Raw genomic sequence first — 23,286 nt, forward strand, 5'->3', positions numbered from 1 at the left:
AGCGAAGCGCCCCGCCGAAGAATCGGCGGGGCGCTTCGCTGAAAGGATTCAGGAGAGGGTGACGACGCGGTTGTCGTAGCGAAGGGAGCGGCCATTGGCCAGCAGGTCCAGCTCGATGGTCTTACCCGACTCCAGGCCGATCGAGAAGCGGGTGTCCCCGCTGGGCGCGCGCTGGCTGGTCACCTGGCTGATCCGGACGGGGGCCTTGCCGTCCTGGGCGAAGACGTAGGTCCCGTTCTGGCGCGAGAAGGTCGCCCCGCCGAAGCCCGAGGCCTCGAGGACCAGGCGATCCGGCTCCCGCCGGGCCTCGACCGGGACGAAGCCCAGCACGGTGCCGTGGCCGGTGGGGAACTGCGCGAAAAGCTGCTCGCGGGCGTCGGGGTTGACGGCGGGCCAAGCCGCCGTCGCCGGCTGCGCGACGGGGGCCGAGCCCGGCGAGAAGAGCCGGCGCAAGAAGTCCATGAAGCGCGCGCCCATGGCACGAAGGGTCGCCATCACTCCGACCTCCTGTGCGAGCGCCTGCTGTGGAAGCGGAGCCTGAGGCTGGCTCTGATACGGCTGCGACCACTGGACCCGGTCGCCCTGCATCGAAGGGGCCTGCTGCGGGGGCTGGGCGGGAGGCTCTCCCTTGATCTGGCGCGCGATCTCGGAGACGCCGTAGGCGAACTGGGAGACCTGCTGGAGGACCTGGACGTAATCGCTCATGCTCACCTCGGCCGCGAGGGCCTTCCCGCTGGACACGAGGGATTTATCCCCCCGGGAAGCCCGCGAGTTGCGGTAAGGAACGATTAAGAGTGCATTACGAGAACATGCTCGCGGCCGAGGTGTCCGAGCCCAGCATGAGGATGGTCTTGACCGTCTCCTCGTAGGGGTCGTTCTCGTGGATGCCCTGCTTGAGGAAGCTCTTGATCTGGTCCCAGAGCGAGATGGCCTTGTCGAAGTTGGGGTTGCTGCCCCGCACGTAGGCGCCCATGTTCAGGAGGTCCTGCACCTCCCGGTAGTCGGCCATGATCTGGCGGACCTTCATCTGGGCCTTGTAGTGCTCCTTGGTCGCCAGGAAGTTGATCAGACGGCTGACGCTCTGCAGGACGTCGATCGCCGGGAAGATGCCCTGGGATGCGATCGAGCGCAGCATGACCACGTGGCCGTCCAGCACGCCTCGAACGCAGTCCGCGATGGGCTCGTCCATGTCGCCGCCGTCCACCAGCACCGTGTAGATGGCCGTGATGGAGCCCTTGTCCGAGGTGCCCGCCCGCTCCAGGAGCTTGGGGATCAGGGCGAAGACCGAGGGGGTGTACCCCTTCTGGGCGGGCGGCTCGCCGATGGCCAGGCCGATCTCGCGCATGGCCATGGCGAAGCGCGTCATGGAGTCCATCATCAGGAAGACCCGTAGGTTCTGGTCGCGGAAGAACTCGGCGATGCTGGAGGCGACCAGGGGCGCCTTGAAGCGCATCAGGGAGCTGGTGTCCGAGGTGGCGACCACGACCACCGAGCGCTTGAGGCCCTCCTCACCGAGCGATTCCTCCATGAACTCGCGCACCTCGCGGCCGCGCTCCCCCACCAGGCACAGGACCGAGATGTCGGCCTTGCAGTTCCGGGCGATCTGGCCGAGCAGGGTGGACTTGCCCACCCCCGAGCCCGCGAAGAGGCCGATGCGCTGCCCCTCGCCGAGGGTCAAGAAGCCGTCGATCACCCGCACCCCGGTCGGCATGACCGTGTCGATGCGCTTGCGAGTCATGGAGTTGGGCGGCGGGTTCATCAGGGGATAGGCCGTCTCGGCGATGATCGGCCCCTTGCCGTCGATGGGGTTGCCGAGGCCGTCGAGCACCCGGCCCAGGAGCCCGGGCCCCACCTTGACCGACACCATGCGGCCGGTGGCGACCACCTCGCAGCCGGCCCCCAGGCCCTCGATCTCGACCAGCGGCATCAGCATGACGCGGCGGGCCTTGAAGCCCTGCACCTCGGCCGGGAAGATGCGGGACTTGTCGATCGAGTAGATGTAGCAGAGCTCGCCGTAGCGCACGCCCTGCAAGACAGCCTCGATGACCAGGCCCACGAGCTGGACCACCTGGCCGCGGGAGCGGATGGGCGCCGTGTCCTTGAGGGCGAAGTCGTAGGCCTCGAAGCCGAAGTCGCGCTGCGGCGGCAACTCGATCGCCATGGCTAACCTCCCGTCATGTCCAGGGGCTCCTCGGCGTACTCGCGACGCACCGCGTCGAAGGCTTCCATGATGACCGAGAGCTGGGTCTTGATCTGGGCGTCCACCGAGCCGGAGGAGGTGTCGATGAGCACCCCGCCCCGCTGGATCTTGGGGCTGGACTGAAATTCGACCTTGCGGACGTTCTTGAGGCGATCGCGGAAGGTCTCCTCGTGCTCGGTGACCAGCGCCATGTCCTCGGGGTTGACCTTGATGGTCACCTCCTCGAGGTCCGAGACCTTGCTGATGGCCTCGTCGAGGGTCTTGAGGACCGTGTCGGGGCGCACCGCGATCTCGTCCATCAGGACCTTCTCGGCGATCCCGATGGCGAGCTTCAGGAGCTTCTCCTCGTTCTGCTTGACCGCTTCGCGCAAAGCACCCGCCATCCGGTTGAGCGAGTCCATGGCGTCCTGGACGATCTTGGCGCCTTCCTCGTCCGCCTGGCTGCGGCCCTCCTGGTAGCCCTCGGCGTAGCCCTGCTGGCGCAGGTCGGCGAGCATCGCCTCGCGCTTGGTCTCGATCTCGAGGATGACCCCGGCCGCCTGCGAGTGGGCCTCGTTGACCAGCTGCGCGGCCCGGACCTCGGCCTCCTGCACCGTGCGCGCCGCCTTGAGGCGGGCCTCGGCGAGGATCCCCTCGCGCTCGGCCAGCAGCGAATGGAGCGCAAGCTCGGAAGGGGGCTCGGCGAGCACGCGGCGGGCGTAGTTGTCCACCAGGCCCGCGAGCTGCTCCTCGGCCGTCGAAAGCTCGCGCCAGCGCGCGTCGCTCACCGAGTGAGCGGCGAGCTCGGCGTAAGCGGCCTCCACCTGCTTTTCGACGTAGGGGGCGACGCTCGCGAGCGCCGAATCGAAGCGGGGCCCGCCGGGGAACGCATCCCGGATCGCCGCGACCGCCTCGTCCATTGCAGGCCCCGCGTCGGGCGTGCCGATCTCGGCGATGGCCTCCTGGGCTGCGTGGTCGGCGGCCTCGTGCGCGGCCTGCACCACCGCGTCACGCTCGACGTCGAAATCCCCGATCAGGTCGAGGGAAGGGGTTGCGGGCTCGTCACCGGCGTCCTCGAAGGGGATCGCCTCGGCGTAGGCCGTCTCGAGCGCCTCTTCCTCGGGCTGGGTCTCATGCCCCTCGGCGATCGGCTCCTCGCTCCAGGGCTCGGCCGTCTCGGGCTCGAGCGCCTCGGGTTCGGGCTGGTAGGCGGGAACGACGTGCTCGATGGCTTCCGGCTGCGGCGCAGGGGCGGTGGGCGCGAACTCTCCGGCCACGATCTGATCGCCGGCCACCACCGCGGTGCCGGTCTGGATCAGCTGGTTGGATTTGATGAGCGCCATGGTGAATATCCCCGGAAGAGGCCAGTTCCGGGGACATTGTACCCACGCAAGGCCGCTCTTAGAGGGCGTGCTCGATCTTTTGGACCAGATCCGTCACCGACAGGAACTCGTCGTCCTCCACCCGCAGCAGCATGACCCGGAGCCGCTCGGGGCGATCGCCCGTCAGGTCGATGGTCTCGTCGCCCTTCTGGGCGATCAGCTGATCCTTCTTGATGGGGAAGTGCACCCCCTCGACCGCGTCCATGAGCGTGGCGATCCCGACGTGCTGGGGGTTGTCGGCGTTGGTCTCCGGGTTGAGCCGGGCGGTGTCCATGCGGGACAGGTCGTCAGCCATTCCGGGCCTCCTTTCGCGAGCGCCCCTATCCTAGGCGTGCGCGAAAAGTGCCACAAGGCCTTCTTGCTAGAACCCCGCGAGCTGGTAGTCGAAGGAGAACTGGGTGAAGGGCTGTCCGGGACGCGGCGGGCGGAAGGTCACCCCGAGGCTCAGGCAGTTGACTGCGTAGCGCAGGCCGAACCACAGATCGCCCATCCCGAAGCTGTCGACGGCGAAGGGCTTGTCGTAGTTGCGCGCCCACCAGGCCCCGCTCCCGAGGCTCCAGGGACCGTAGATGTTCAGGTTGGATCCCACGACGACGCGATCGACCGCCGTGGCGCCGTCGTGCAGGAAGGGGGTGCCTCCCCCCGTCTTGTAGACCGGCTGCGTTTCCAGGTTGAAGTTGGTCGTGAACCAAGGCGCCCAGCGCTGGGCGTTGCCCATTCCGAGCGAGAGAACCGACTGGCTGCGATCGCCCGTGTAGTAGGCAGTGCTCGCCCCCCCGTAGAAGCCCGTGCTCCAGAACGCGTTGGGGTTCCAGCTCGGCAGCCCCAGCGAGAGACCGGCCGAGGTGACCCCCGATCCGGTCCCCGAGTTCTCCTCGAAGATGTAGCCGGCACGAACCGACGGCCCCAGGGTCACCGGGCCCAGCGACACGGCGGGCCAGGTGGTGGTCAGCTCCGGCAGGCGATGGACCGGGAAGCCGCCCGGGTCCACCTGGTACTGCTCGTCGTTGCGGCGGCCCACGTCGACCCGGTAGCCCACGTTCATGATCGAGCGGGCCCCGCCCCAGTCCTTGGTGAAGGAGAGGTTGGCGTGCGGCCCCTGACGCCCCTTATCAGGCGTCAGCCATGGAAAGTACTGCGTGTAGTTGGCGTCGAAGCGGCCGTGAGCCTCCGCGGGCGCGGGGAAGTCCTGGATCACCCCGGCCGAGACGCCACGCGACGACATGACCCGGACGGGGACGGCCCCCGGCATGTCCGGCCCCAGCTGGTAGGGGGTCCGCGAATCGACGAAGATGCCCTGCGCGTCGTTGAAGCCCACGTTGGCGTCGATCCTGGTGTCCTGGAGACCGACGCTGAAGCGCTGGGCCGCCTGGCCGATAGTGGCGACGAAGTAAGGGATCACCATGACCGGCACGCCGCCGACCACCGCCTTCACCCAGCGACCGCTGAGGTTCCAGGTCTTGCGCTTGGGATACCAGTCCAGGCGATCGCCCGCGAACCAGTAGCCCGGATCCTCCTGCGCGCAGGGCGACACCCTCACGTCCTCGGAATAGGCGAGGTCCGGGGTGAAGTGGAGGCGCCGGCCGCCGAACCAGGCCTGGCGCTCGATGGTCGCTTGCCAGTCGTCGGCGTCGATCGTGCGCGTCGCCAGGTCGAAGCGGATGCGCTCGGCCTTGAGGTGGTGGATCCCCTGCGAGAGGCGAACGCTGCCGCTCGCCTCGCCGCGCATGGTCACCCGGTCGAAGTGGATGCCGTCGGCGGTGAGGGTGATGCCGTCGTAGACGGCGCGCACCTTGCCGGTGGCCGTCACGTAGCCGGCCTCGTCGTCGACGGCCTCGACGCGCTCGGCCTCGAGGGTCACGAGCAGGGCCTCCGGGTCGGCGCTCGGCGTGGCGGCCGCGACGAACGCGATCTCTTCCAGCGGCTCGGTCGGCGCGACGGGCACGGCGGCAGGCGCCTCGGAAGCGGGGTTCTTCGGGCAGCTCTCGCACGCCCAGGCACCAGGCGCCGTCGCCACCGAGAGGGCCAGCGCGAAGCCAACGGCAAGCCGCCTCACAGGGCCACCCTCCGGCGCCGCACCTGGCGCTTGGCGCGGCGCTCGAAGAACTCGGCCAGCGGCTTCACGTAGGTCTGGTCGGTCCTGAGCACCAGCTCGTCGATGCCGAGCGAGCGAAACAGCGCCGAGCGGTTGTCCGCGAGGTCCTTGGCCCGGCGGGCGTAGTCGGCGCGCACGCGCGCGCTGCCCGTGTCCACCAGCATGGTCTCGAGCGTCTCGGGATCGGCGACCTCCATCAGGCCCACGTCCGGCAGCTCCAGCTCGCGCGGGTCCACCAGGGTCACGGCGATGACGTCGTGCTTGGCCAAGAGGCCCTTGAGCGGCCCCTCCACGTCCAGGTCGATGAAGTCCGACAGCACGAAGACGACGGCCCTGCCGGTCAGCACCTTCTGGAAGTAGGCGAGGCTCTCGGCGTAGCGGGTCCTCACCCCCTGGGGGCGGTAGACCAGCATGTCCCGGATCATGCGAAGGACGTGCGCCCGGCCGCGCCGGGGGGGCACGAAGCGCTCGGGCCCGTCGCTGAACAGGAAGAGCCCCACCCGGTCGTGGTTCTGCATGGCCGAAAGGGCGATCGCCGCGGCGAACTCGGTGGCGAGCTCCCGCTTGAGGCGGCCCTTGGAGCCGAAGGAGAGCGAGGCCGACAGGTCCACCGCGAGCATGATGGTCAGCTCGCGCTCCTCGACGAACTTCTTGACGAAGAGGCGATCCATGCGGGCCGTGACGTTCCAGTCGATGAGGCGGACGTCGTCGCCCTCCTGGTACTCGCGCACCTCGTCGAAGTCGATGCCGCGTCCCTTGAAGACCGAATGGTACTCGCCGCCGAAGATGTTCGAGACCAGGCGGGTGGTCTTGATCTCCAGGCGACGGATCCGGCGGGAAAGCTCGGGCTGCTCGGCCATGGGGGGCTAGGGCACCTTGATGCCGGCGAGGATCTTGCGGACCACGTCCTCGACCGAGACCTCCTCGGCCTCGGCCTCGTACGACAGCAGGACGCGGTGGCGCAGCACGTCGGGGGCCATGGCCTTGACGTCCTCGGGCATGACGTAGGCGCGCTTCTTGAGGAAGGCGTGGGCCTTGGCCGCGAGCGTCAGGTAGATGCTCGCGCGCGGGCTCGCCCCGAAGGCGATCAGGGAGGAGAGAGCCTCCAGGCCGTAGTCCTTGGGGGTGCGGGTGGCGTAGACGATGTCCACCACGTAGCGCTTGATCTTGTCCGAGACGTGGATGGCGCTGATGATCTCGCGCGCCTGGCGGATCAGCTCGGGGGTGCCGATGCGGCTGAGCTCCACCGGCTGCGGGTTGGTCATGCGCTCGACGATCTCGAGCTCCTCGGCCTTGGTCGGATACCCCACCTTGACCTTGAACATGAAGCGATCGAGCTGCGCCTCGGGCAGGGGATAGGTGCCCTCGTTCTCGATGGGGTTCTGGGTGGCGAGCACCAGGAAGGGATCGGGCAGGGGCATGGTCTCGCCGCCGATGGTGACCTGGCGCTCGGCCATGGCCTCCAGGAGCGCGCTCTGGACCTTGGCGGGCGCGCGGTTGATCTCGTCGGCAAGCAGCAAGTTGGCGAAGATCGGGCCCTGCTTGGTCTGGAAGCGGCCCTTCTTGGCGTCGAAGATCGAGGTGCCCAGAAGGTCCGCGGGCAAGAGGTCCGGCGTGAACTGGATGCGGGCGAAGTCCGCCTGCATGACCTTGGCGATGGTGTTGATCGAGAGGGTCTTGGCGAGGCCCGGCACCCCCTCGAGCAGGATGTGGCCGTCCGCCAAGAGGGCGATCATCAGGCGCTCGAGCAGGGTATGCTGGCCCACGATGACGCGCTTGACCTCGGTGAGGATCTCCGCGAACTGGTCCGCGACCACGCGCACCCGCTCATTGGCTTCCAGGATCGTGTTGTCGATCATCCCTCGCCCAGAACCTCTCGCTGATAGCTCGATCGTCCCTTCGCCACCAAACGACGAAGCCAGGCCAATTCTAGCCTAACGGGCATGGTTCCTCAAGCGAGCGGCGCAAAGGCGCTAGCCCCCGAGCGGGGTCTCCAGGCACGCCCGGATGGCGCCCTCGGCCAGAGCGATGTCGGCGATACCCGCCAGGTGACCGCGCTTGGGGGGCAGGGGCGCGACCGCGTAGTCCGCCCCGGCGGCCTCGAGAGCCTGCACCACGGGCAGGTGATAGCTCGGCAGGTGCACCAGCTCGTCGCCCTCGCCGGGGATGAGCAGCACCCGCGCCTTGACCCGCTCGAACGCGGCGGCCAGCGAGCCGTGGCCCGAGGAGAGGTCCCAGCGCATGTTGGCGCGCAGCATGGCGATCCAGGCGTTGGCGTCGTACAGGGCCGCACGCTTGCGCGCCTCGGCGTCGAGCCATGCCTCGATCGCCCACTCGGCGGTCCGATCCCGGCGCGGATCGCACTCGGGGTCGGCGAAGGCGCGGCCGAAAGTCTCGAGGAGCATCTCGCGCCCGCTGGAGAGCAGCGTCATGAGCTTGATCGAGGTGGCCAGGCCGTCGATGGGCGGGTTGTCGGGCGCGTAGCGGCCGTCCTCGAAGCGCGGGTCGAGCCGGACGGCGTCCATCATCACCCGGTAGAGGCCGATCTCGCGGGGCTGGAACTCGGCCAGGCCGATGGCCGCGATCACGCGGTCGACCTCGGTCGGGTGCGAGACGGCCCACTCGAGCGCCTGCATGGCTCCGAGCGAGGGGCCCGCCACGGCCGCGAGCCGGTGGATGCCGAGCTGCCTGAGGACGTGGCGCTGGGCGCTGACCGCGTCGGCCATGGCGAGGGGCGGGAAGGCCGGGCCATAGGGCTTGCCGGTCGAAGGGTCGAGGCTCGCCGCGCTGGTGGTCACCCCGTGCGGGGCGTCGGTGCGGACGCAGCCGAGCGCGTCGATGGAGACGACGAAGTAACGCTCGGTGTCGATGGCCTTGCCGGGGCCGATCACCGGGTCCCACCAGCCGAGCTCGCTGTCGGCCGCGTCGTAGCGGCCCGCCGCGTGCGAGTGGCCCGAGAAGAAGTGACAGATGAGCACGGCGTTGTCGCGCGCCGCGTTGAGGCGGCCGTAGGTCTCGAAGCCCACCGAGACCTCGCGCAGGCGCTCGCCGCAAGCGAGCGTCAGCTCGGGGATGGTGGCGACCTGCTTGGTGGTCAGCAGGGGGGCGGGTTTCAGGGGTGCTTCGGGCATCGCAGCTCTCCAGAGAGGTGGCGCAAAAGACCCCCTCAAGGTAGCAATGGCCCGTTACGCACGGGTTACAAGGCCCTGTAACGGGGGTGTAACGAGGGGGAGCTATGAACGATCAAGATCCCCCCACCCCCGACCCCGCCCCACCGGGGGGCGGGGAGTCCGACAACAGGAGAAGGCCCATGCTCGACACGACCGCCCGCGCCTCCGACGCCCTCGCCAACGCCCTCCCCAACTTCCGGCTGACCGACAAGGTCGCCGTCGTCACCGGCGCAGGCTCCGGCCTCGGCAAGGCGATCGCCCTCGGCTTCGCCGCCTCGGGCGCCAAGGTCGTCCTGACCGAGCTGCCCGGCCGCATGGCCCTCGCCGAGGAGACGATCAGCGAGATCGAAGGCTTCGAGGGCGAGGCGCTCGCCGTCGCCCTCGACATCACCTCGACCGAGTCGATCGAGGCGGTGTTCGAGGCCGCCGTGGGCCGCTTCGGCGGCATCGACGTGCTGGTGAACAACGCCGGGATCAACATCCCCAAGCCCGCCCTCGAGGTCACCGAGGAGGACTGGGACAAGGTGCTGGACATCAACCTCAAGGGCACCTTCTTCGCCTGCCAGGCCGCGGGCCGCCGCATGGTCGCGCAGGGCCGCGGCGGGCGGATCGTCAACATCACCTCCCAGAACGGGGTGGTCGGCTACTACAAGCGCGCCGCCTACTGCTCGAGCAAGGCGGGCGTGGTCAACCTGACCCGCGTGCTCGCCATCGAGTGGGCCGAGCACGGCATCAACGTCAACTCCGTCGGCCCCACCTTCGTTGAGACCCCGCTGACGGCCGTGACCTTCGCCGATCCGGGCTTCCGGGAGGACATCCTGCGCCGCCTGCCCGTCGGCCGCCTGGGCACCCCCGAGGAGATCGTCGGCGCCGTGGTCTACCTGGCCTCGCCGGCTTCGAGCCTCGTCACGGGCCAGACCCTCCTGGTGGACGGCGGCTGGACCGCGCTCTAGCAAGCGAACGCAAGAGGGGCCCGGCGGATGACCGCCGGGCCTTTCTGTTCGCTCGGGTCTAAGCATGTCTTGCCGGAATCGAACGTCTGCCTGGGTCCTCCCCGCCCCACCGGGGGGGCGGGGAATCAAGCGAACGCTTCGTTTCACATCGATCTGCTCAGACCGGGAGCTTGGGCGCCTTCTGCCTGGGGAACTCGCCCGTCAGCGCGTTCAGGAAGGCCACGATGTCCTTGGTCTGGGCGTCGGTGAGGGTGGCGTTGAGCTGGGACTTGGCCATCACGCGCACCGCCTCGTCGAGGGTCTTGACCGAGCCGTTGTGGAAGTAGGGCGCGGTCCTGGCCACGTTGCGCCAGGTGGGCACCCGCCACACGTGGCGGTCCGCCTCGGCGCGGGTCACCTCGTAGCGGCCCGGGTCCTTCTTGAGCTGGTACCTGGCGTCGTAGGCGCTCGCGACGCTCGGGAAGCGCTGGTAGAAGCCGGTCCCCTCGGGCAGGGGGGGCCCCGAGAAGTTGGGGCCGCTGTGGCAGCTGACGCAGCCCAGCTGCTGGACCAGGCCCATGCCGCGCCTGGCGGCGCTCGAGAGGGCCGACGCGTCGCCCTTCACGTAGCGATCGAAGGGGCTGTTGGGGGTGACGAGGGTGCGCTCGTAGGCCGCGATCGCCCCGGCCGCGTTGTCGATGTTGAGCCCGTTCTTGCCGTAGACCGCCTCGAACTGCTTGACGTAGCCGGGGATGAGCGACAGGCGCTTGACCACCGCGGCGTGATCGGGGTTGCCCATCTCGACCGGGTTGACCATGGGCCCCTTGGCCTGCTCCTCGAGGCTCGCGGCGCGGCCGTCCCAGAACTGGACCGAGAGGTGGGCGGCGTTCCAGACGGTGGGCGCCGAGCGGCCGCCGGTCTTGCCGTGGACGCCGAGCGAGGTGGCGCGGTTGTCGTCGCCGCCCTTCATGACGTCGTGGCAGGAGTTGCACGAGACCGCCCCCGTGCTGGAGAGCCTGGGGTCGAAGTAGAGCTGGCGGCCCAGCTCGACCTTGGCCGCGGTCATGGGGTTGGAGCTGGGCACGGGCGGCTTCTCGGGCAGGATGAAGGCCTTCCACTGGGCGCGGGCCTCGGCCGGGACCGCGGCCGAGGCCGCGCCCCCCAGGGCGGCGAAGGTGGCGATCGCCGCCAGGGCTCCGATCGACAGACGTGTTGCGCGCATGGGGCTCCCTTTCATCATCGATTTAGAATCATTCTAATCCATTAATACAAGCAAGCGGCGAGGGGAGTCAAGCCCCCCTCGCCGCGCCGGGTGCCGGTCCTGGAGTCTAGAGGACCAGCCCCCCGTCCACGCTCAGGACGTGGCCGTTGATGAAGTCCGAGTCGTCCGAGGCCAGGAAGAGGAAGGCCTTGGCGATGTCCGAGGGCTGCCCCAGGCGGCCGACGGGGGTCTTGTCCTTCATGGCGCTGAGCACCTTCTCGGGCATGGCCTGGGTCATCTCGGTGGCGATGAAGCCGGGGGCCACGGCGTTGGCGGTGATGCCCTTGCGGCCGAGCTCCTTGGCCCAGGTCTTGGTCATGCCGATGACGGCCGACTTGGTGGCGGCGTAGTTGGTCTGGCCGAAGTTGCCGAAGAGGCCGACCACGCTCGTGGTGGTGATGATCTTGCCCTTGCCCTGGGCGAGCATGTGGGGCAGCACCGCCTGGGTGCAGTTGAAGACGCCCTTGAGGTTGACGTCGATCACCCGGTCGAACTGATCCTCGGTCATCTTGGCCAGGGTCGCGTCCATGGTGATGCCCGCGTTGTTGATGAGCACGTCGATTCGGCCCCAGTCGGCCACGACCCGATCGGCCAGGGCGACGAGCTCCGAGCGCTTGGTCACGTCGACGCTCAGGCCCATGGCCTTGCCGCCCGCCGCCTCGATGGCGGCGACCGTGGCGGCCACGCCCTCGGCGTCGCGATCGCATACCACGACCCGGGCGCCCTCGCTTGCGAGGGTGAGGGCGCTCTGGCGGCCGATGCCGCGACCCGCGCCGGTGATGATGATGACCTTGTCCTGAACGCGCATGGTTTTACCTCTGAATGCCTAGTTGGAGCGGGCCGAAAGCCAGGCGTTGAGCCCGGGGAAGAACTTCTGCTTGGCGCTGCGCCCGGCGACCAGCCCCACGTGGCCGGCCTTGATGGCCAGCTGCTCGGCGTCCTCGCTCGAGATGTGAGCCAAGAGCGGGGTGGACTGGCAGACCTGCACGATGTGGTCCAGGTTCGCGACCACGCTCAGCACCGAGCAGCGGATGTTCGAGAGGTCGACCTTTCGGCCGCCCAGGCGCATCTCGCCCTTGATGAGCTTGTTCTGCTGGTAGAGATCCTTGATCCACTGGCGGAAGGCCTCGCCCGCGAACGGGATGCCGTCGTTGATCCAGTGGTTCATCACCAGCCAGCCCTGCACGAACTGCTCGTCGTCGAGCCGGTCCATGAGCGTGGCGTAGGGGCTCATGTAGTTCTGGATCGGCTTGAGCAGCTTGGATCCGAACTCGATGAAGTCGGCGGGCACCAGCTTGTAGGCGTCCACCACCCGGTCCACGTCGTAGTGCTTGGGGTCGAGCCAGGCGGAGAAGAGGCCCGCCTCCGAGAAGTCGACGGGGGTCGCCATCAGCACCAGGTTGCGCAGGGGCGCCTCGGGGTGCAGGGCCGCGTACATGGTCGCCATGGTGCCGCCCATGCAGTAGCCGATCAGGCTGAAGTCCTTGGCGCCCGAGTGCTTGAGCACCTGCTTGACCGCGCGCGGGATGTAGTCGAGCACGTAGTCGTCGAACTTGAGGCCCGCGTCCTCCTCGCCGGGGGTGCCCCAGTCGAGCAAAAAGACGTCGTACCCCTGTTCGACCAGGAACTCGACCATGCTGTTGCCCGGCGCGAGATCGAGGATGTAGGGGCGGTTGATCAGGGCGTAGACGAACAGGATCGGAGTCGCGTGCTTGCGATCGCCCTTGGCGTGGTAGCGGTACAGCTTGGCCTTGTTCTTGGTCCAGACCACGTCCTTGGGGGTCTGCCCCACCATGGGCGCCAGCGGGCGCTTGGCGTAGGCCATGGCGGCCTCGGTCCGCTTCAGGGCGCGCTCGAAGTCGACCCGGGCCTGGTCCATCGATTCGGTGTGGCTGCTCATGCGAATCCTCTCGTGTGACGACATGACACCCCCTCGCCTTGCGGCGAGGGGGAGCGGAAGAAAGCTAGCGCTCGACGAAGGAGACGCCGCCGGGGATCCAGCGCATGGTGTCGCGCACGCCGCCCTCGACCACGCGGTTGAAGGCGTCATGGTTGGCCTTGGCCTGCGAGAGCAGGGTCTCGGTGAGCTTCTGGCCCTCCATGCGGCTCGAGCGAGCCTGCTCCAGCCAGGCGCTGGCGAGGGCGTCGGCCTGCTCCTGGGCCCAGAACATGGTCTGGATGCCGGTGCGGGCCATGCCCCAGAACTCGCCGGTCAGCGAGGAGGCGTCGAAGAGGGGGCGCTCGGTGGTGGCGTTCATATCTGGTTCTCCTTTGAGGGGGGCGTGTTAGCGGGAGCGACGGGACTTGGTCGAGGCGGCGGGGGGCGCGACAGGGGTCGCAGCGACTGGAATCGAGGCGACGGCCGCGACGGGGGCCGCGGCGAGGGCCGTGAGACCGTACAGGATCTGGTCGAGCTTCCGCTCGACGGCGTCGAAGCGATCGTCCAGGGCCTCGATCTTGGCCTCGAGGGCGACGACCTGGGCGGCGAGGGCCGCGTGGTCCGACTTGGTGGGCACCCGCATGCTTTGCAGGTACTTCTCCATCCCCTCGCGCATGGCGGCCTGCGAGGAGAGCGCCTGCTCGCGGGTGTCCCCCAGCGCCGAGGCGAAGGCCTCGCTGTTGAGGGTCTCGTGCATGGTCGGGGTCCAGGCCTGCTCGAACTGGTCGAACATCTGCTTCCAGGCGGCGAAGGGGTCGGTCTGGGACGAGGCGGACGACATGGCGGCTTTCCTCCTGCGGCGGTTCACTTGCTGCGAGAAGACTACCGCCCCGACGTTACAGGGTGGTTACAAGGCTTCGTTACAAGCGCAACAGGGAAGAGAAGCCGGAGGCTCAGCGGGAGCGCAGGGCGCCCGCGACCCACGCGTGGGCCTCGGGGGCAATCACCAGGTCCATGTGGTTGAGGTGCAGGAGGTCCTTGGCGACCAGGCGCGCGCCGGCGCGGGTCATGTCGTCGGTGGCCGTGGCGCTCTTGACGAAGACCACCCCGTCCGAGGGGCCGGTGTGCTCGTTGTGGATCCCCGCAAGGTCCGCGCGGTTGCCCGCGAGCACCGCGAGCTCGACGCTCGGATCCAAGGGGTAGCGGCGCAGCGTCTCGATGAAGTTGCCGCCGTCGGCGATCGCCTGGTCGATGCCGGGCGAGCGGCTCAGGAAGCCCTGCCCGCCGTTGTAGGTGGTGTACCAGTCCACCTCGGTCTGGGGAAGGGGGTACTCGTGGTCCCAGCGCGCGAGCATCTGGGCCTGGCCGGGGAAGTAATCGCCGTACTTCTTGAACATGGTCTGGGCCGAGGTGTCGGCCCAGACGCCCAGCACCAGCATCCCCGTCCAGGACATGGGGGCGTTGAGGCGCGAGTCGCTCTTCTCGGGGTACAGCCCGTAGTTGATGATCGGGTGGCGGAAGGTGGTGTCCAGGCCCAGGTGCGGCCCGGCGATGAGCACCAGGCGGCGGATGTCGCGCTTGTAGGCGGTCATCCAGGGATAGCGGACGTCCGAGGCCAGGACGCGGGCGGCGACGGTGCCCTTGCTGTGGGCGACCACGTCCACTTCCTTGGCTCCGGTCACCTGCTTGATCCGGGAGATCGCCCAGGCGATCTGCTCGGCCTGGAGGACGTTGTCCCCCTGGCGGTTGGCGAAGGTGACGGCGAAGACGCCGAGGCCCTGGTCGGCGAGGGTCTGGGCGAGCCCCTTCTGGTCGTGCGGCTTGATCCAGGAGCTGGTGGCGTCGAGGATGGTCCCGTGGACCAGCAGGACCGGGGTGCCCTTGGCCTGCTCCCAGCCCTTGTAGTAGTGAAGCAGCACGTCGGTCGAAGGCGGGGCGTCGGTGCCGAAGGCCTTCACGATGTCCGCGTCGGTATGGCGGCCGTTGGGGCGCAGCTTCTCCTTGGGGAAGTCGGCGACGGTGCTCGACAGGCGCTCGATCTTCTGCCACTCGCGGCCCGAGACGGTGCCCGCCAAGCGGTAGCGCGCGCTCGCGGCGGACTCCGCCTGAACGGTATCGCTTGTTCGATCCGGAACCCTGCCCATCGTGCTCCAATCCCATGCGCCGCAACCCGAGACAAGAGCGGCCATGAGGAGCATGGTGAGCCGGGGGGGACGCGCACGCATCGGCGGAAACTCCAGACGCTCGGGGAGACGTTCATCTATCATAGACGGGCAAGCGTTGAATCTGAATTAAAAGATCGTTCATATTGCATTAAAGAATCACGAAGGAAGGGGGATCGGGTAGAGCGAAATCGAGCGGGGGTACGTAGAGGAGAGCAGGAGGAGGCAGCTTGTTCGGCGCAGAGGTCGTCACGCGTACCAAATTCTTGGCCCCGCGCATGCGTCGCGCCCACCTGGGGCGCGAGCGGCTCGACGTGCTGCTGGACCAGGCGCGCGACTTGCCGCTCTTCGCCGTGGTCGCGGGAACCGGGTACGGCAAGAGCGCGCTTCTGGCCGACTACTTCGAGCGCCGGGGGCTCGCCACGCTCTGGTACGCCCTCTCCGAGCGCGACGCGGACCCGCAGGTGCTCTCGCTCCACCTGGCTCACCTCGCCCACCGGCGCTTTCCCGGGGTGGCCGATCGCGCCCTGGCGCTGTTGGCCCAGCCGGGCGGAGCCGCCCTGCACGGCCTGGAGGCCGTCGAGCGCCTCGCGGACAGCCTGATCGATCGGCTCGAGGGCGAGCACTGGCTCATCCTCGACGACTTCCACCACCTCCACGGCGCCCCCGACGCCCTCGCCCTGGTCAATCACCTGCTGACCCACCTGCCCCCCGCGCTGCACCTGGTGCTGGTCTCGCGGCAGCGGCCCGAGCTGCCCGACTTCGCCCGCTACCGCCTGCAGGGGGACGCCCTCACCCTCGACCAGAAGACCCTCGCCTTCACCCCGGCCGAGGCCCGCGCCCTCTTCGATCGCCTGGGCGGCGAGGCACCGGGGGCCGAGGCGGCCGAGCACCTCATCGACAGGACCGAGGGCTGGCCCATGGCCCTGCAGCTTCTCGCCCAGCGCGCCGCCGACGGGGAGCACGAGGGCTGCTTCGAGGACGAGGCGGGCTCGCGGCGGGACCTCTTCGAGTACCTGGCCCGCGAGGTCTTCGCCAAGCTTCAACCGGCCGAGCGCGAGCTGCTGCTCGCCGTCGCGCCCCTCTCGCGCCTCGACGCGCGGGCCTGCGGCGCCCTGGTGGACGACCCCGAGGCCCCCGCGCGCCTGCGCAGCCTGGGCGAGCGCGGCCTGTTCCTCGCTCCCTTGGGGCCGAGCGCCTATCGCCTGCACCCCCTCTTCAAGGAGTTCCTGCTCGCGCGCCTCCTGGAGACGAACGCGCTCCAGGCCGCCCACCTTTCAGCCGCCCGCGCCATGCGCGCCCTCGAGGAGCACGAGGAGGCGATCGCCCACCTCCTCTCGGCCGGCGCCCTCGCCGAGGCCTGCGCCCTGATGACCGCCCTGGCGCCCGGCCTGGTGAGGCAGGGGCGCTTCGCGCCGCTCGGCACCTGGCTTTCGGCTTTGCCCGCCGAGCTGGTGGATCGGACCCCCGAGCTGACGCTCGCCCACGGTGACGCCTGCCGCCTGGCGGGCCGCTTCGACGAGGCGATCGCCTGGTACGACCGATCGGAGAAGGGCTGGGGCGATGCGCCCGCCGAGCGCGCCAAGGCGCTCTCGGCCAAGGCCATGGTCTACCTGGACACCCTGCAGCCCGCCCTGGCCGAGCACTGGCTGCAGGAGGCCCTCGCCTGCGACCCGGATCCCGCGCGCCAGGCCTCGCTGCGCACCCACCTGGCCGAGAACCTCCTCAACCAGGGCCGCGCCCCCGAGGCCGAGCGCCTCCTGGAGGAGGCCGGGCTCGCCGCGCGGCCCGAGACCCTCGAGCACATGGGGCGCATCCTCCTGCGCACCGGGCGCCTGGCCTCGGCCCAGGCCCTGCTGCGAGCGATCGCCCCCCCCGAAAGAGAGGGCGCGACCAAGGCCCATCGGGAGGGGGCCCTCATCCTCTCCTTCATCGAGGCCCTCGCGGGCGCCGGCACGGAGGCCCTCGGCCACGCCACGAGCGCCCTGGAGCGGGCGCGGCGGCAAGGGGCCGCCTGGACCGAGGCCGTGGCCCTGATCCGCGAGGGGCACGCCCACCTGGTGCTCGGCAACGCCGAGGCCGCCGAGACCCGGTACCGAGAGACCCTCGCGCTGGCCGTCACCGTGGGCGTGGCGCGCCTCAAGGCCGAGCCCCTGATGGGCCTCGCGCTGGTGGCCGGGCGCAAGGGGCAGCTCGCCGAGGCCGAGGCCTTCGCCCGCGAGGGGCTGGATCTCGCGCAGGCCACCGGCGACGTCTGGCTCTCGGCTCTTCTGGGCCTCTCGCTCGGGGCCGTCTACGCGGCGGCGGGCGATCCCAAGGCGGAGCGCTGGCTCATGCAGGCCCAGAGCGGCTTCGAGCGGTGCACGGACCCCTTCGGCCAGGCGCTCTGCGCCCTGTGGTTCGCGCGCCTGGCCATTTCGCTGCGCGAGCCCAAGGCCCTTTCCCTGCGCGTCCGGACGCTCTGCGCCCTGGTGCGCAAGCACGACTACGGCTTCCTGCTGGAGCGCGGCACCTTCCTGGGCTTCTCGAGCGCCGAGGCCTCCCGGGCCTTCCTCGACGCCGCCCTTTCCCTGGGGGTCTCCAGAGCGACCCTCATGCCATGGATCAAGGAGGACGAGGCCGCGCCGAGCGCCGCGAGCACCGACGCGCTGCGGGTGCGGACGCTGGGGACCTTCCGGGCGTGGCGCGGCGCGCAGGAGCTGAGCGATCGCGCCTGGGGCCGCGAGAAGGCCCGCCAGCTCTTCCACCTGCTCGTCGCCTACCGCGGCCAGTGGCTGCCGAAGGCCCGGCTGGTGGACCTCTTGTGGCCCGAGCTGGACGCGAAAGCCGCCGACCAGACCTTCCGCGTGGCCCTCAACGCGCTCAACAAGGCCCTGGAGCCCGAGCGCGCGAGCGGGCAGCCCACGCGCTTCGTCTTGCGGCAGGGCCTCAGCTACGGCCTGATGGCGAGCCCCGAGGTCTGGATCGACGCGGCCGAGTTCGAGCGCCTGCTCGAAGCCGCCCGCGCCCGGGAGACCGCGCTCGAGGACCCCGCCGACTGCTACCGCGAGGCCCTGGAGCTGTACGAGGGGGACTTCCTCCAGGATTTCCCCCACTACGACGCGTGGTGCGAGCAGGAGCGCGATCGCCTCAAGGACCGTTACAGCGAGGCCGCCCTGCGCCTCTCGCGCCTGTTGGCCGAGCGGGGCGACGACGCGGGCTCGGCCCACTGGTGCCAGCGGCTCATCGAGAAGGACCGCTCGATCGAGGAGGCCTACCGCCTGCTCATGCGCGCCTACTACCGCCAGGGCGATCGCCCCCTGGCGCTGCGCACCTACGACCGCTGCGTCGCGGCCCTGGCCGAGGAGCTGGACGTGGACCCCATGCCCGAGACCGAGGAGCTGTTCGATCGCATCTCCCGGCTCGCCCCTGTAACCGACCTGTAACAAACAAATCTTAACCTGCCCTCCAAACGTCACCCCCCACCCGTGACAGGAGGATCGGCATGCACTTTGGAGACTGGCTCAGCCGCTGGGCGACCTACACCCCCGAGAAGATCGCCGTCGTCGACGAGGCGAGCGAGCGCCGTCTGAGCTACAAGACGCTGAACCAGCGCTGCGATCGCCTGGCGCACGTCCTGCGCCACCGCTTCGGCATCCAGAAGGGCGATCGCGTCGGGGTCCTCGCCCACAACTGCAGCGAGATCCTCGAGCTCTTCTTCGCCGCGGGCAAGCTCGGCGCGGTGCTGGTGCCGATCAACTGGCGCCTGGCGGGTCCCGAGGTCCGCTACATCCTCGACGACTGCGCCCCGCGCGCCCTGTTCTACGGGAGCGAGTTCGACGGCCTGGTCCGCGAGATCCTCCCCTTGCTGTCGCTCGAGTACGTGGTGCCGCTCTCACCGGGCGGGCTGCTGACCTCCTACGAGGACCTGCTCGCCATGGCCCCTTCCGAGGTGCCCCCCCCCGCCGAGATCGCCCTCGACGACCCTCACCTCATCCTCTACACCTCGGGCACCACGGGCAACCCCAAGGGCGCCGTCCTCACCCACGGCACCATCACCTGGAACGCCATCAACACCCAGGTCGGCTGGGACCTGTGCCACGACGACGTGACCCTCGCCCACACCCCCTTCTTCCACACGGGCGGGCTCAACGTCCTGACCACCCCCCTCATGCACCGGGGAGGCACCGTCGTGGTGATGCGCGGCTTCGAGGCCGCCCGCTCGCTCTCCTTGATCGAGCAGGAGCGCTGCACCGTGGTCTTCGCCGTGCCCACCATGTTCCAGATGCTGCTGGATGCGTCCAACTTCGAGAGCTCGGATTTGAGCTCCATCCGCTTCTTCATCACCGGCGGCGCGCCCTGCCCGGTGCCCCTGATCGAGGCCTACGCCCGGCGCGGGGTGACCTTCAAGCAGGGCTACGGCCTCACCGAGGCGGGCCCCAACTGCTTCACCCTGGACGCCCGGGACGCCGTGCGAAAGGCGGGCAGCGTCGGCTTCCCCAACATGCACCTGGACGTGCGCCTGGTGGACGACGCGGGGATGGACGTGCCCACCGGCGAGGTCGGCGAGCTGCTCATCTCGGGGCCGCACGTCTTCGCGGGCTACTGGCGCAACCCCCAGGCGAGTGCCGACGCCATCCAGGACGGCTGGCTGCACACCGGGGACCTGGTGCGGCGCGACGAGGAAGGGTATTACTACATCGTGGACCGCAAGAAGGACCTCTTCATCTCGGGCGGCGAGAACGTCTACCCCGCCGAGCTGGAGAAGGCCCTGCACCACCACCCGAGCATCCACGAGGCGGCGGTGATCGGGGTGCCGGACCCCAAGTGGGGCGAGGTCGGCCGCGCCTTCGTGGTCCTGCGCGACGGCCACCTCCTCACCGAGGCCGAGGTGCTCGACTTCCTGCGCGCGCGGCTCGCCAAGTACAAGATCCCCAAGTCGGTCGTCTTCAGCGACTCCCTGCCCCGCAACTCGGCGGGCAAGGTCCAGAAGAACGCCCTGCGCGCGCCCCAGGCCGCGTCGGTCTAGAAGAGGAAAGCCACCGTGACCACCGAACAGCCCCCCCGCTACCGCTTCGTCGTCGAGGCCCTCCTGTTTCTCACCTACGCGGTCTTCGGCCTCTCCTGGATCGCCGTCACCCCGCTCAGCGCCGAGATCCAGGCGAGCTTCCACATCACCGCCGCCCAGTTCGGGCTGATCACCACCCTGGTCTCCGTGGCCAAGGTCGTGGCCCCCCTGGTCACGGGCCTCTTGGCCGTCAAGATCGGCATCAAGCGCACCGTCTTGATCGGCAGCCTGTGCATCTCGTGCGCGGCGCTCTCGCCCCTGGCCACCGACTTCAACCTCTTTTTGGTCTCGCGCTTCGTGTTCGGGGTGGGCGGGGCCATGGTCGTCACCCTCTTCAGCGCCTCGGTGATGCAGTGGTTCCCCAAGGACGAGCTGCCCCTGGTCACCGCCCTCAACAACGTGGCGGTCAACACCGGCATCACCGTCACCCTCTTCGCCACCGTCCCGCTGTCGGGGATGCTCGGCTGGCGCAAGACCCTCCTGGTCTACGGCCTGGTGAGCGTCGGCCTGCTGGTCGCCTGGGCGGTGTTCGGGCGCGATCGCAGCACCGCCCAGGCCACCCGGGCGCAAGCCAGCGAAGAGGCCAGCTACGCGGACGTGTGGCGCATGAAGGAGACCTGGATCATCGCCCTGAGCTTCGCGGGGCCGCTCGCGCTGTACCTGGCCTTCAACACCTGGCTGCCCAAGTACTACATGGAGGCCTTCGGCATGACCAAGGCGGCGGCCTCGCAGTACACCGGCCTCTTCAACCTGGTCGGGATCCCGACGGCCATCGTCGCGGGCATCCTCACCAAGCAGCTCGGGCTGCGCCGGCCCTTCATCATCGGGGCGGGGGTGCTGATGGGCTGCTCGAGCTTCGGGATGTTCCTCTTCAACCAGCCCGCGCTCCTGATGGTCTCGGCCGTCTGCCTCGGCGTGGCCATGTTCACCTACGTCGCGCCCCTCTTCACCGCGCCCATGGAGCTTGCCGGGATGACCCCGCAGAAGGTCAGCCTCATGATGGGGACGGTCTTCAGCTTCGCCTACGTCTTCTCGTCGCTCTCGCCGGTGGTGGTGGGCTACCTGCGCGACGCGACCGGCACCTTCACCCTGGGCTTCGGCATCTGGGCGGCCTTCTCGTGGGTGCTCGCCCTGGGCGGGCTGCTGCTGCCCGAGACGGGGCCGCGCCGCTCCGGCGCCTGGCTCGGGCGGGTCGTGCCGGCGCAGCCGGAGCGCGAGTCGGCCGAAAGGCGCTAACAAGAGACGCGTGGGGCGGGCCGGCCGGCCCGCCCCACGCGTCTCCTGCATCCCGATCAGTAGGTCGCACCCACCTCCTGCACGACGGGCGAGACGGCGGGGTTCGCGCTGCTGAGCGAAAGGCGGGTCTTGAGGTAGCGCCCGCTGACCCCCGGCAAGTTGAACGCGTTGCCCCCCGGCATCGAGGTGCCCGTCACCAGCTGCCAGCCTCCCCAGTCCAGGCCGTCGCTGGCGGTGGCCACGTCCACGGCGACGCCGGTGAGCGCGGGCAGGCTCTCGACGTTCCAGAAGACCGAGCGCCACGTCACGGCCGCACCCGCGTCCAGGGGCGGGGTCTCGTAGGTGCCCGAGGCGGCGTAGACCGGCGCGTCCGGCTGGCGATCGCCGGTCAGGCGCAGGGCGCCGCCGGTCCCCTTGGGGTCCTGGCCGCGCAGGTGCTGGACGCGGAAGCCCAGGCGATCGACATGCCACAGGCTGCCGTCGGCCGCCCACTCCATGCCCCCGGGGTTGCTGAACTCGCAATTCCCGGTGCCGCTGCGGCCGTAGCGGCTGAGCGGAACCCCCGTCGGCGTGAAGACCTGGGTGAAGTAGGGGGCCGCGCCGTACGCGGTGACGTAGAGCAAGCCCGTCGGGCTGATGCCCAGGTGCCCCGAGGAGTTGGTGGGCTTGTCGGCGGTCGCGGTCGAGAAGGAGCGCACGAAGGCGCCGCTCGACGTGATGACCTGCACCCGGTTGGTGTTGTCGGTCACGTAGTAGAAGCCGTCGGGTCCCACCTTGACGATCCAGGGCGACTCGAACGCGCGACTCACGCTCCCCGTGGCCGCCGGCTGAGGCGCGCCCGTCCAGGTGGTACCCTGCCCGATCCCTCTGATGCAGACGCCGTTCTGGTTGAAGATCTGGAGGCGATGGCTGTTGACGTCGGTGACGACCAGGTTGCCGTTCCGGTCGATCGCCACGCCATGGGGCGTATGGCTGCCGGAGGCGTTGGTGGGGGCCACGACCGAGGCGGTGCTCGGGGCCACCCAGCTCGTGCCGTAGCCGACGCCCATCAGGAAGGTGCCGTTCGCGTCGAACTTGAGCACCCGGTAGTTGGTGTAATCCGTGACGTAGAGGTTGTTCTCGGCGTCGCACGCGAGCGAGGTAGGCTGGTTGAAGCCCTGGTTCGCCGTGCTCGAGGCGGTCGAGGCGGGGGCTGCGGTAGGCGCCACCCAGATCTGCCCCTGGCCGATGCCCCGCAGGAAGGTGCCGCCCGCATCGAACTTGAGCACCCGGTTCTGGGGCTTGTCGCACACCCAGATGTCGCCCCGGCGGTCGATGGCGATCTCGTTGATCAAGTTGCCGAACTGCCCGTTGCCGCTGCCCGCCGAGCCGAACTGACCGAGGTAGTCGTGCTGGCCGGTCGAGTAGACCTCGACGCTGCTCGCCGTCCCCGGCGCGAAGTCGTCCATGGAGGTCAGGACCCGCTGAGCGCCCAGCTGCTCGGCGCCCGCTCCCGCAGGCCCGCCCTCCAGGTCGTCCGCTCCCGCCCCCGAGGCCAGCACGACGGAGAGGGAGAGCCCCAGCTGGTTGCGCCCCGACGCCAGGGTCACGGGCAGGCGCCCCCAGCTCATCATGCGGCCGGTGCCGGCAGCCCCCGCGAAGCCCGCGGCGTAGAGGGTGTAGCCCCCGCCCGCGGGCAGGTCCGCGAACGTGATCTGGCCCCCGCCTGCGCCGAGGGTGGCGTTGCGCACGACGACGCCGTTGCGCAGCCGCACCGTGACCGACTGGGTGTTGGAGACGAGGGCCTGGGCCTCGCGGGGCAGCACGACCCTGATCGTGACGGTGGCGAGACCGGTGGCGCTCGCCGGGGCGCCCTCCACCGACGGGCTCACCGCCCGCAGGGGAACGGCCTGGCAGGCTGCCACCAGGCTCAGGGCGATCGCGGCGAAGGCAGTCAAACGCAA

At 69.5% G+C, this 23,286-nt stretch carries 19 protein-coding genes; 4 read left to right on the forward strand and 15 right to left on the reverse strand.

The genetic code is table 11. The features are described from left to right. Positions 1–48: 48 nt before the first annotated feature. The 8 genes from V6D00_02450 to V6D00_02485 form a co-directional block, all read right to left on the reverse strand. On the reverse strand, positions 49–741 hold the full coding sequence (locus V6D00_02450) for a hypothetical protein (protein ID HEY9898019.1): 693 nt from the start codon (positions 739–741) through the stop codon (positions 49–51). Between the two features lie 58 nt (positions 742–799). Continuing rightward, positions 800–2,161 (reverse strand): FliI/YscN family ATPase, encoded by a 1,362-nt coding sequence (locus V6D00_02455; protein HEY9898020.1) that lies wholly within the window; start codon positions 2,159–2,161, stop codon positions 800–802. A gap of 2 nt (positions 2,162–2,163) precedes the next feature. Beyond that, on the reverse strand, positions 2,164–3,522 hold the full coding sequence (locus V6D00_02460; protein ID HEY9898021.1) for a FliH/SctL family protein: 1,359 nt from the start codon (positions 3,520–3,522) through the stop codon (positions 2,164–2,166). 58 nt (positions 3,523–3,580) lie between these two features. Then, on the reverse strand, positions 3,581–3,856 hold the full coding sequence (locus V6D00_02465; GenBank protein ID HEY9898022.1) for a hypothetical protein: 276 nt from the start codon (positions 3,854–3,856) through the stop codon (positions 3,581–3,583). Positions 3,857–3,922: 66 nt separating this feature from the next. Then, on the reverse strand, positions 3,923–5,617 hold the full coding sequence (locus V6D00_02470; GenBank protein HEY9898023.1) for a hypothetical protein: 1,695 nt from the start codon (positions 5,615–5,617) through the stop codon (positions 3,923–3,925). Beyond that, positions 5,614–6,516: a DUF58 domain-containing protein gene (locus V6D00_02475; protein HEY9898024.1), complete on the reverse strand. Its 903-nt coding sequence runs from the start codon at positions 6,514–6,516 to the stop codon at positions 5,614–5,616. Before V6D00_02475 ends, V6D00_02470 begins: the two co-directional genes overlap by 4 nt. Before the next feature lie 6 nt (positions 6,517–6,522). Continuing rightward, a complete protein-coding gene (locus V6D00_02480; protein ID HEY9898025.1) occupies positions 6,523–7,515 on the reverse strand; it encodes an AAA family ATPase in 993 nt (330 codons plus the stop codon). Between the two features lie 114 nt (positions 7,516–7,629). After that, positions 7,630–8,787 carry a homoserine O-acetyltransferase gene (locus V6D00_02485; protein HEY9898026.1) on the reverse strand — a complete coding sequence of 386 codons (1,158 nt, stop codon included), beginning with the start codon at positions 8,785–8,787 and terminating at the stop codon, positions 7,630–7,632. Between the two features lie 179 nt (positions 8,788–8,966). On the opposite strand from V6D00_02485, the gene V6D00_02490 reads away from it, so the two are divergent. Further along, positions 8,967–9,779, forward strand: coding sequence for a glucose 1-dehydrogenase (locus tag V6D00_02490; protein HEY9898027.1), 813 nt, complete (start codon positions 8,967–8,969; stop codon positions 9,777–9,779). Between the two features lie 157 nt (positions 9,780–9,936). Here V6D00_02490 and V6D00_02495 read toward each other — a convergent pair whose 3' ends face one another. The 6 genes from V6D00_02495 to V6D00_02520 all read right to left on the reverse strand — a co-directional run bounded on the left by V6D00_02495 (position 9,937) and on the right by V6D00_02520 (position 15,123). Then, complete coding sequence (locus V6D00_02495) at positions 9,937–10,980, reverse strand: cytochrome c peroxidase (protein HEY9898028.1); 1,044 nt, start codon at positions 10,978–10,980, stop codon at positions 9,937–9,939. A gap of 106 nt (positions 10,981–11,086) precedes the next feature. Continuing rightward, entirely contained in the window at positions 11,087–11,827 is a 741-nt protein-coding gene (fabG, locus tag V6D00_02500; protein ID HEY9898029.1) for a 3-oxoacyl-ACP reductase FabG, read from the reverse strand. Positions 11,828–11,845: 18 nt separating this feature from the next. After that, the gene (gene phaC, locus V6D00_02505) at positions 11,846–12,919 is read right to left on the reverse strand and encodes a class III poly(R)-hydroxyalkanoic acid synthase subunit PhaC (GenBank protein HEY9898030.1); all 1,074 of its coding nucleotides are present in this window, start codon (positions 12,917–12,919) and stop codon (positions 11,846–11,848) included. A 64-nt stretch (positions 12,920–12,983) separates the two neighbouring features. After that, a complete protein-coding gene (locus V6D00_02510) occupies positions 12,984–13,277 on the reverse strand; it encodes a hypothetical protein (GenBank protein HEY9898031.1) in 294 nt (97 codons plus the stop codon). A 27-nt stretch (positions 13,278–13,304) separates the two neighbouring features. Beyond that, entirely contained in the window at positions 13,305–13,739 is a 435-nt protein-coding gene (locus V6D00_02515) for a hypothetical protein (protein HEY9898032.1), read from the reverse strand. A 112-nt stretch (positions 13,740–13,851) separates the two neighbouring features. Then, positions 13,852–15,123: a hypothetical protein gene (locus V6D00_02520; GenBank protein ID HEY9898033.1), complete on the reverse strand. Its 1,272-nt coding sequence runs from the start codon at positions 15,121–15,123 to the stop codon at positions 13,852–13,854. A 167-nt stretch (positions 15,124–15,290) separates the two neighbouring features. On the opposite strand from V6D00_02520, the gene V6D00_02525 reads away from it, so the two are divergent. Genes V6D00_02525 through V6D00_02535 form a run of 3 tightly spaced genes read left to right on the forward strand, consistent with a single transcriptional unit; the run spans position 15,291 to position 21,343 of the window. Beyond that, positions 15,291–18,485 (forward strand): BTAD domain-containing putative transcriptional regulator, encoded by a 3,195-nt coding sequence (locus V6D00_02525; GenBank protein HEY9898034.1) that lies wholly within the window; start codon positions 15,291–15,293, stop codon positions 18,483–18,485. Positions 18,486–18,544: 59 nt separating this feature from the next. After that, positions 18,545–20,068, forward strand: coding sequence for a long-chain fatty acid--CoA ligase (locus tag V6D00_02530; GenBank protein ID HEY9898035.1), 1,524 nt, complete (start codon positions 18,545–18,547; stop codon positions 20,066–20,068). Positions 20,069–20,083: 15 nt separating this feature from the next. Continuing rightward, positions 20,084–21,343, forward strand: coding sequence for an MFS transporter (locus V6D00_02535; protein ID HEY9898036.1), 1,260 nt, complete (start codon positions 20,084–20,086; stop codon positions 21,341–21,343). 56 nt (positions 21,344–21,399) lie between these two features. Here the strand turns inward: V6D00_02535 and V6D00_02540 are convergent, their stop codons facing one another. Continuing rightward, entirely contained in the window at positions 21,400–23,286 is a 1,887-nt protein-coding gene (locus V6D00_02540; protein ID HEY9898037.1) for an NHL repeat-containing protein, read from the reverse strand.

Source organism: Pantanalinema sp., from assembly GCA_036704125.1.
In the GTDB taxonomy this organism is placed as follows: domain Bacteria; phylum Cyanobacteriota; class Sericytochromatia; order S15B-MN24; family UBA4093; genus JAGIBK01.

Bases quoted from the DNA above. Each gene is read 5' to 3' on its own strand.
- V6D00_02485 (HEY9898026.1), bottom strand. From the start codon at position 8,787: ATGCCCGAAGCACCCCTGAAACCCGCCCCCCTGCTGACCACCAAGCAG.
- V6D00_02490 (HEY9898027.1), top strand. From the start codon at position 8,967: ATGCTCGACACGACCGCCCGCGCCTCCGACGCCCTCGCCAACGCCCTC.
- fabG (HEY9898029.1), bottom strand. From the start codon at position 11,827: ATGCGCGTTCAGGACAAGGTCATCATCATCACCGGCGCGGGTCGCGGC.
- V6D00_02515 (HEY9898032.1), bottom strand. From the start codon at position 13,739: ATGTCGTCCGCCTCGTCCCAGACCGACCCCTTCGCCGCCTGGAAGCAG.
- V6D00_02520 (HEY9898033.1), bottom strand. From the start codon at position 15,123: ATGCGTGCGCGTCCCCCCCGGCTCACCATGCTCCTCATGGCCGCTCTT.
- V6D00_02530 (HEY9898035.1), top strand. From the start codon at position 18,545: ATGCACTTTGGAGACTGGCTCAGCCGCTGGGCGACCTACACCCCCGAG.
- V6D00_02455 (HEY9898020.1), bottom strand. From the start codon at position 2,161: ATGGCGATCGAGTTGCCGCCGCAGCGCGACTTCGGCTTCGAGGCCTAC.
- V6D00_02465 (HEY9898022.1), bottom strand. From the start codon at position 3,856: ATGGCTGACGACCTGTCCCGCATGGACACCGCCCGGCTCAACCCGGAG.
- V6D00_02510 (HEY9898031.1), bottom strand. From the start codon at position 13,277: ATGAACGCCACCACCGAGCGCCCCCTCTTCGACGCCTCCTCGCTGACC.
- V6D00_02480 (HEY9898025.1), bottom strand. From the start codon at position 7,515: ATGATCGACAACACGATCCTGGAAGCCAATGAGCGGGTGCGCGTGGTC.
- V6D00_02460 (HEY9898021.1), bottom strand. From the start codon at position 3,522: ATGGCGCTCATCAAATCCAACCAGCTGATCCAGACCGGCACCGCGGTG.
- V6D00_02475 (HEY9898024.1), bottom strand. From the start codon at position 6,516: ATGGCCGAGCAGCCCGAGCTTTCCCGCCGGATCCGTCGCCTGGAGATC.
- phaC (HEY9898030.1), bottom strand. From the start codon at position 12,919: ATGAGCAGCCACACCGAATCGATGGACCAGGCCCGGGTCGACTTCGAG.
- V6D00_02495 (HEY9898028.1), bottom strand. From the start codon at position 10,980: ATGCGCGCAACACGTCTGTCGATCGGAGCCCTGGCGGCGATCGCCACC.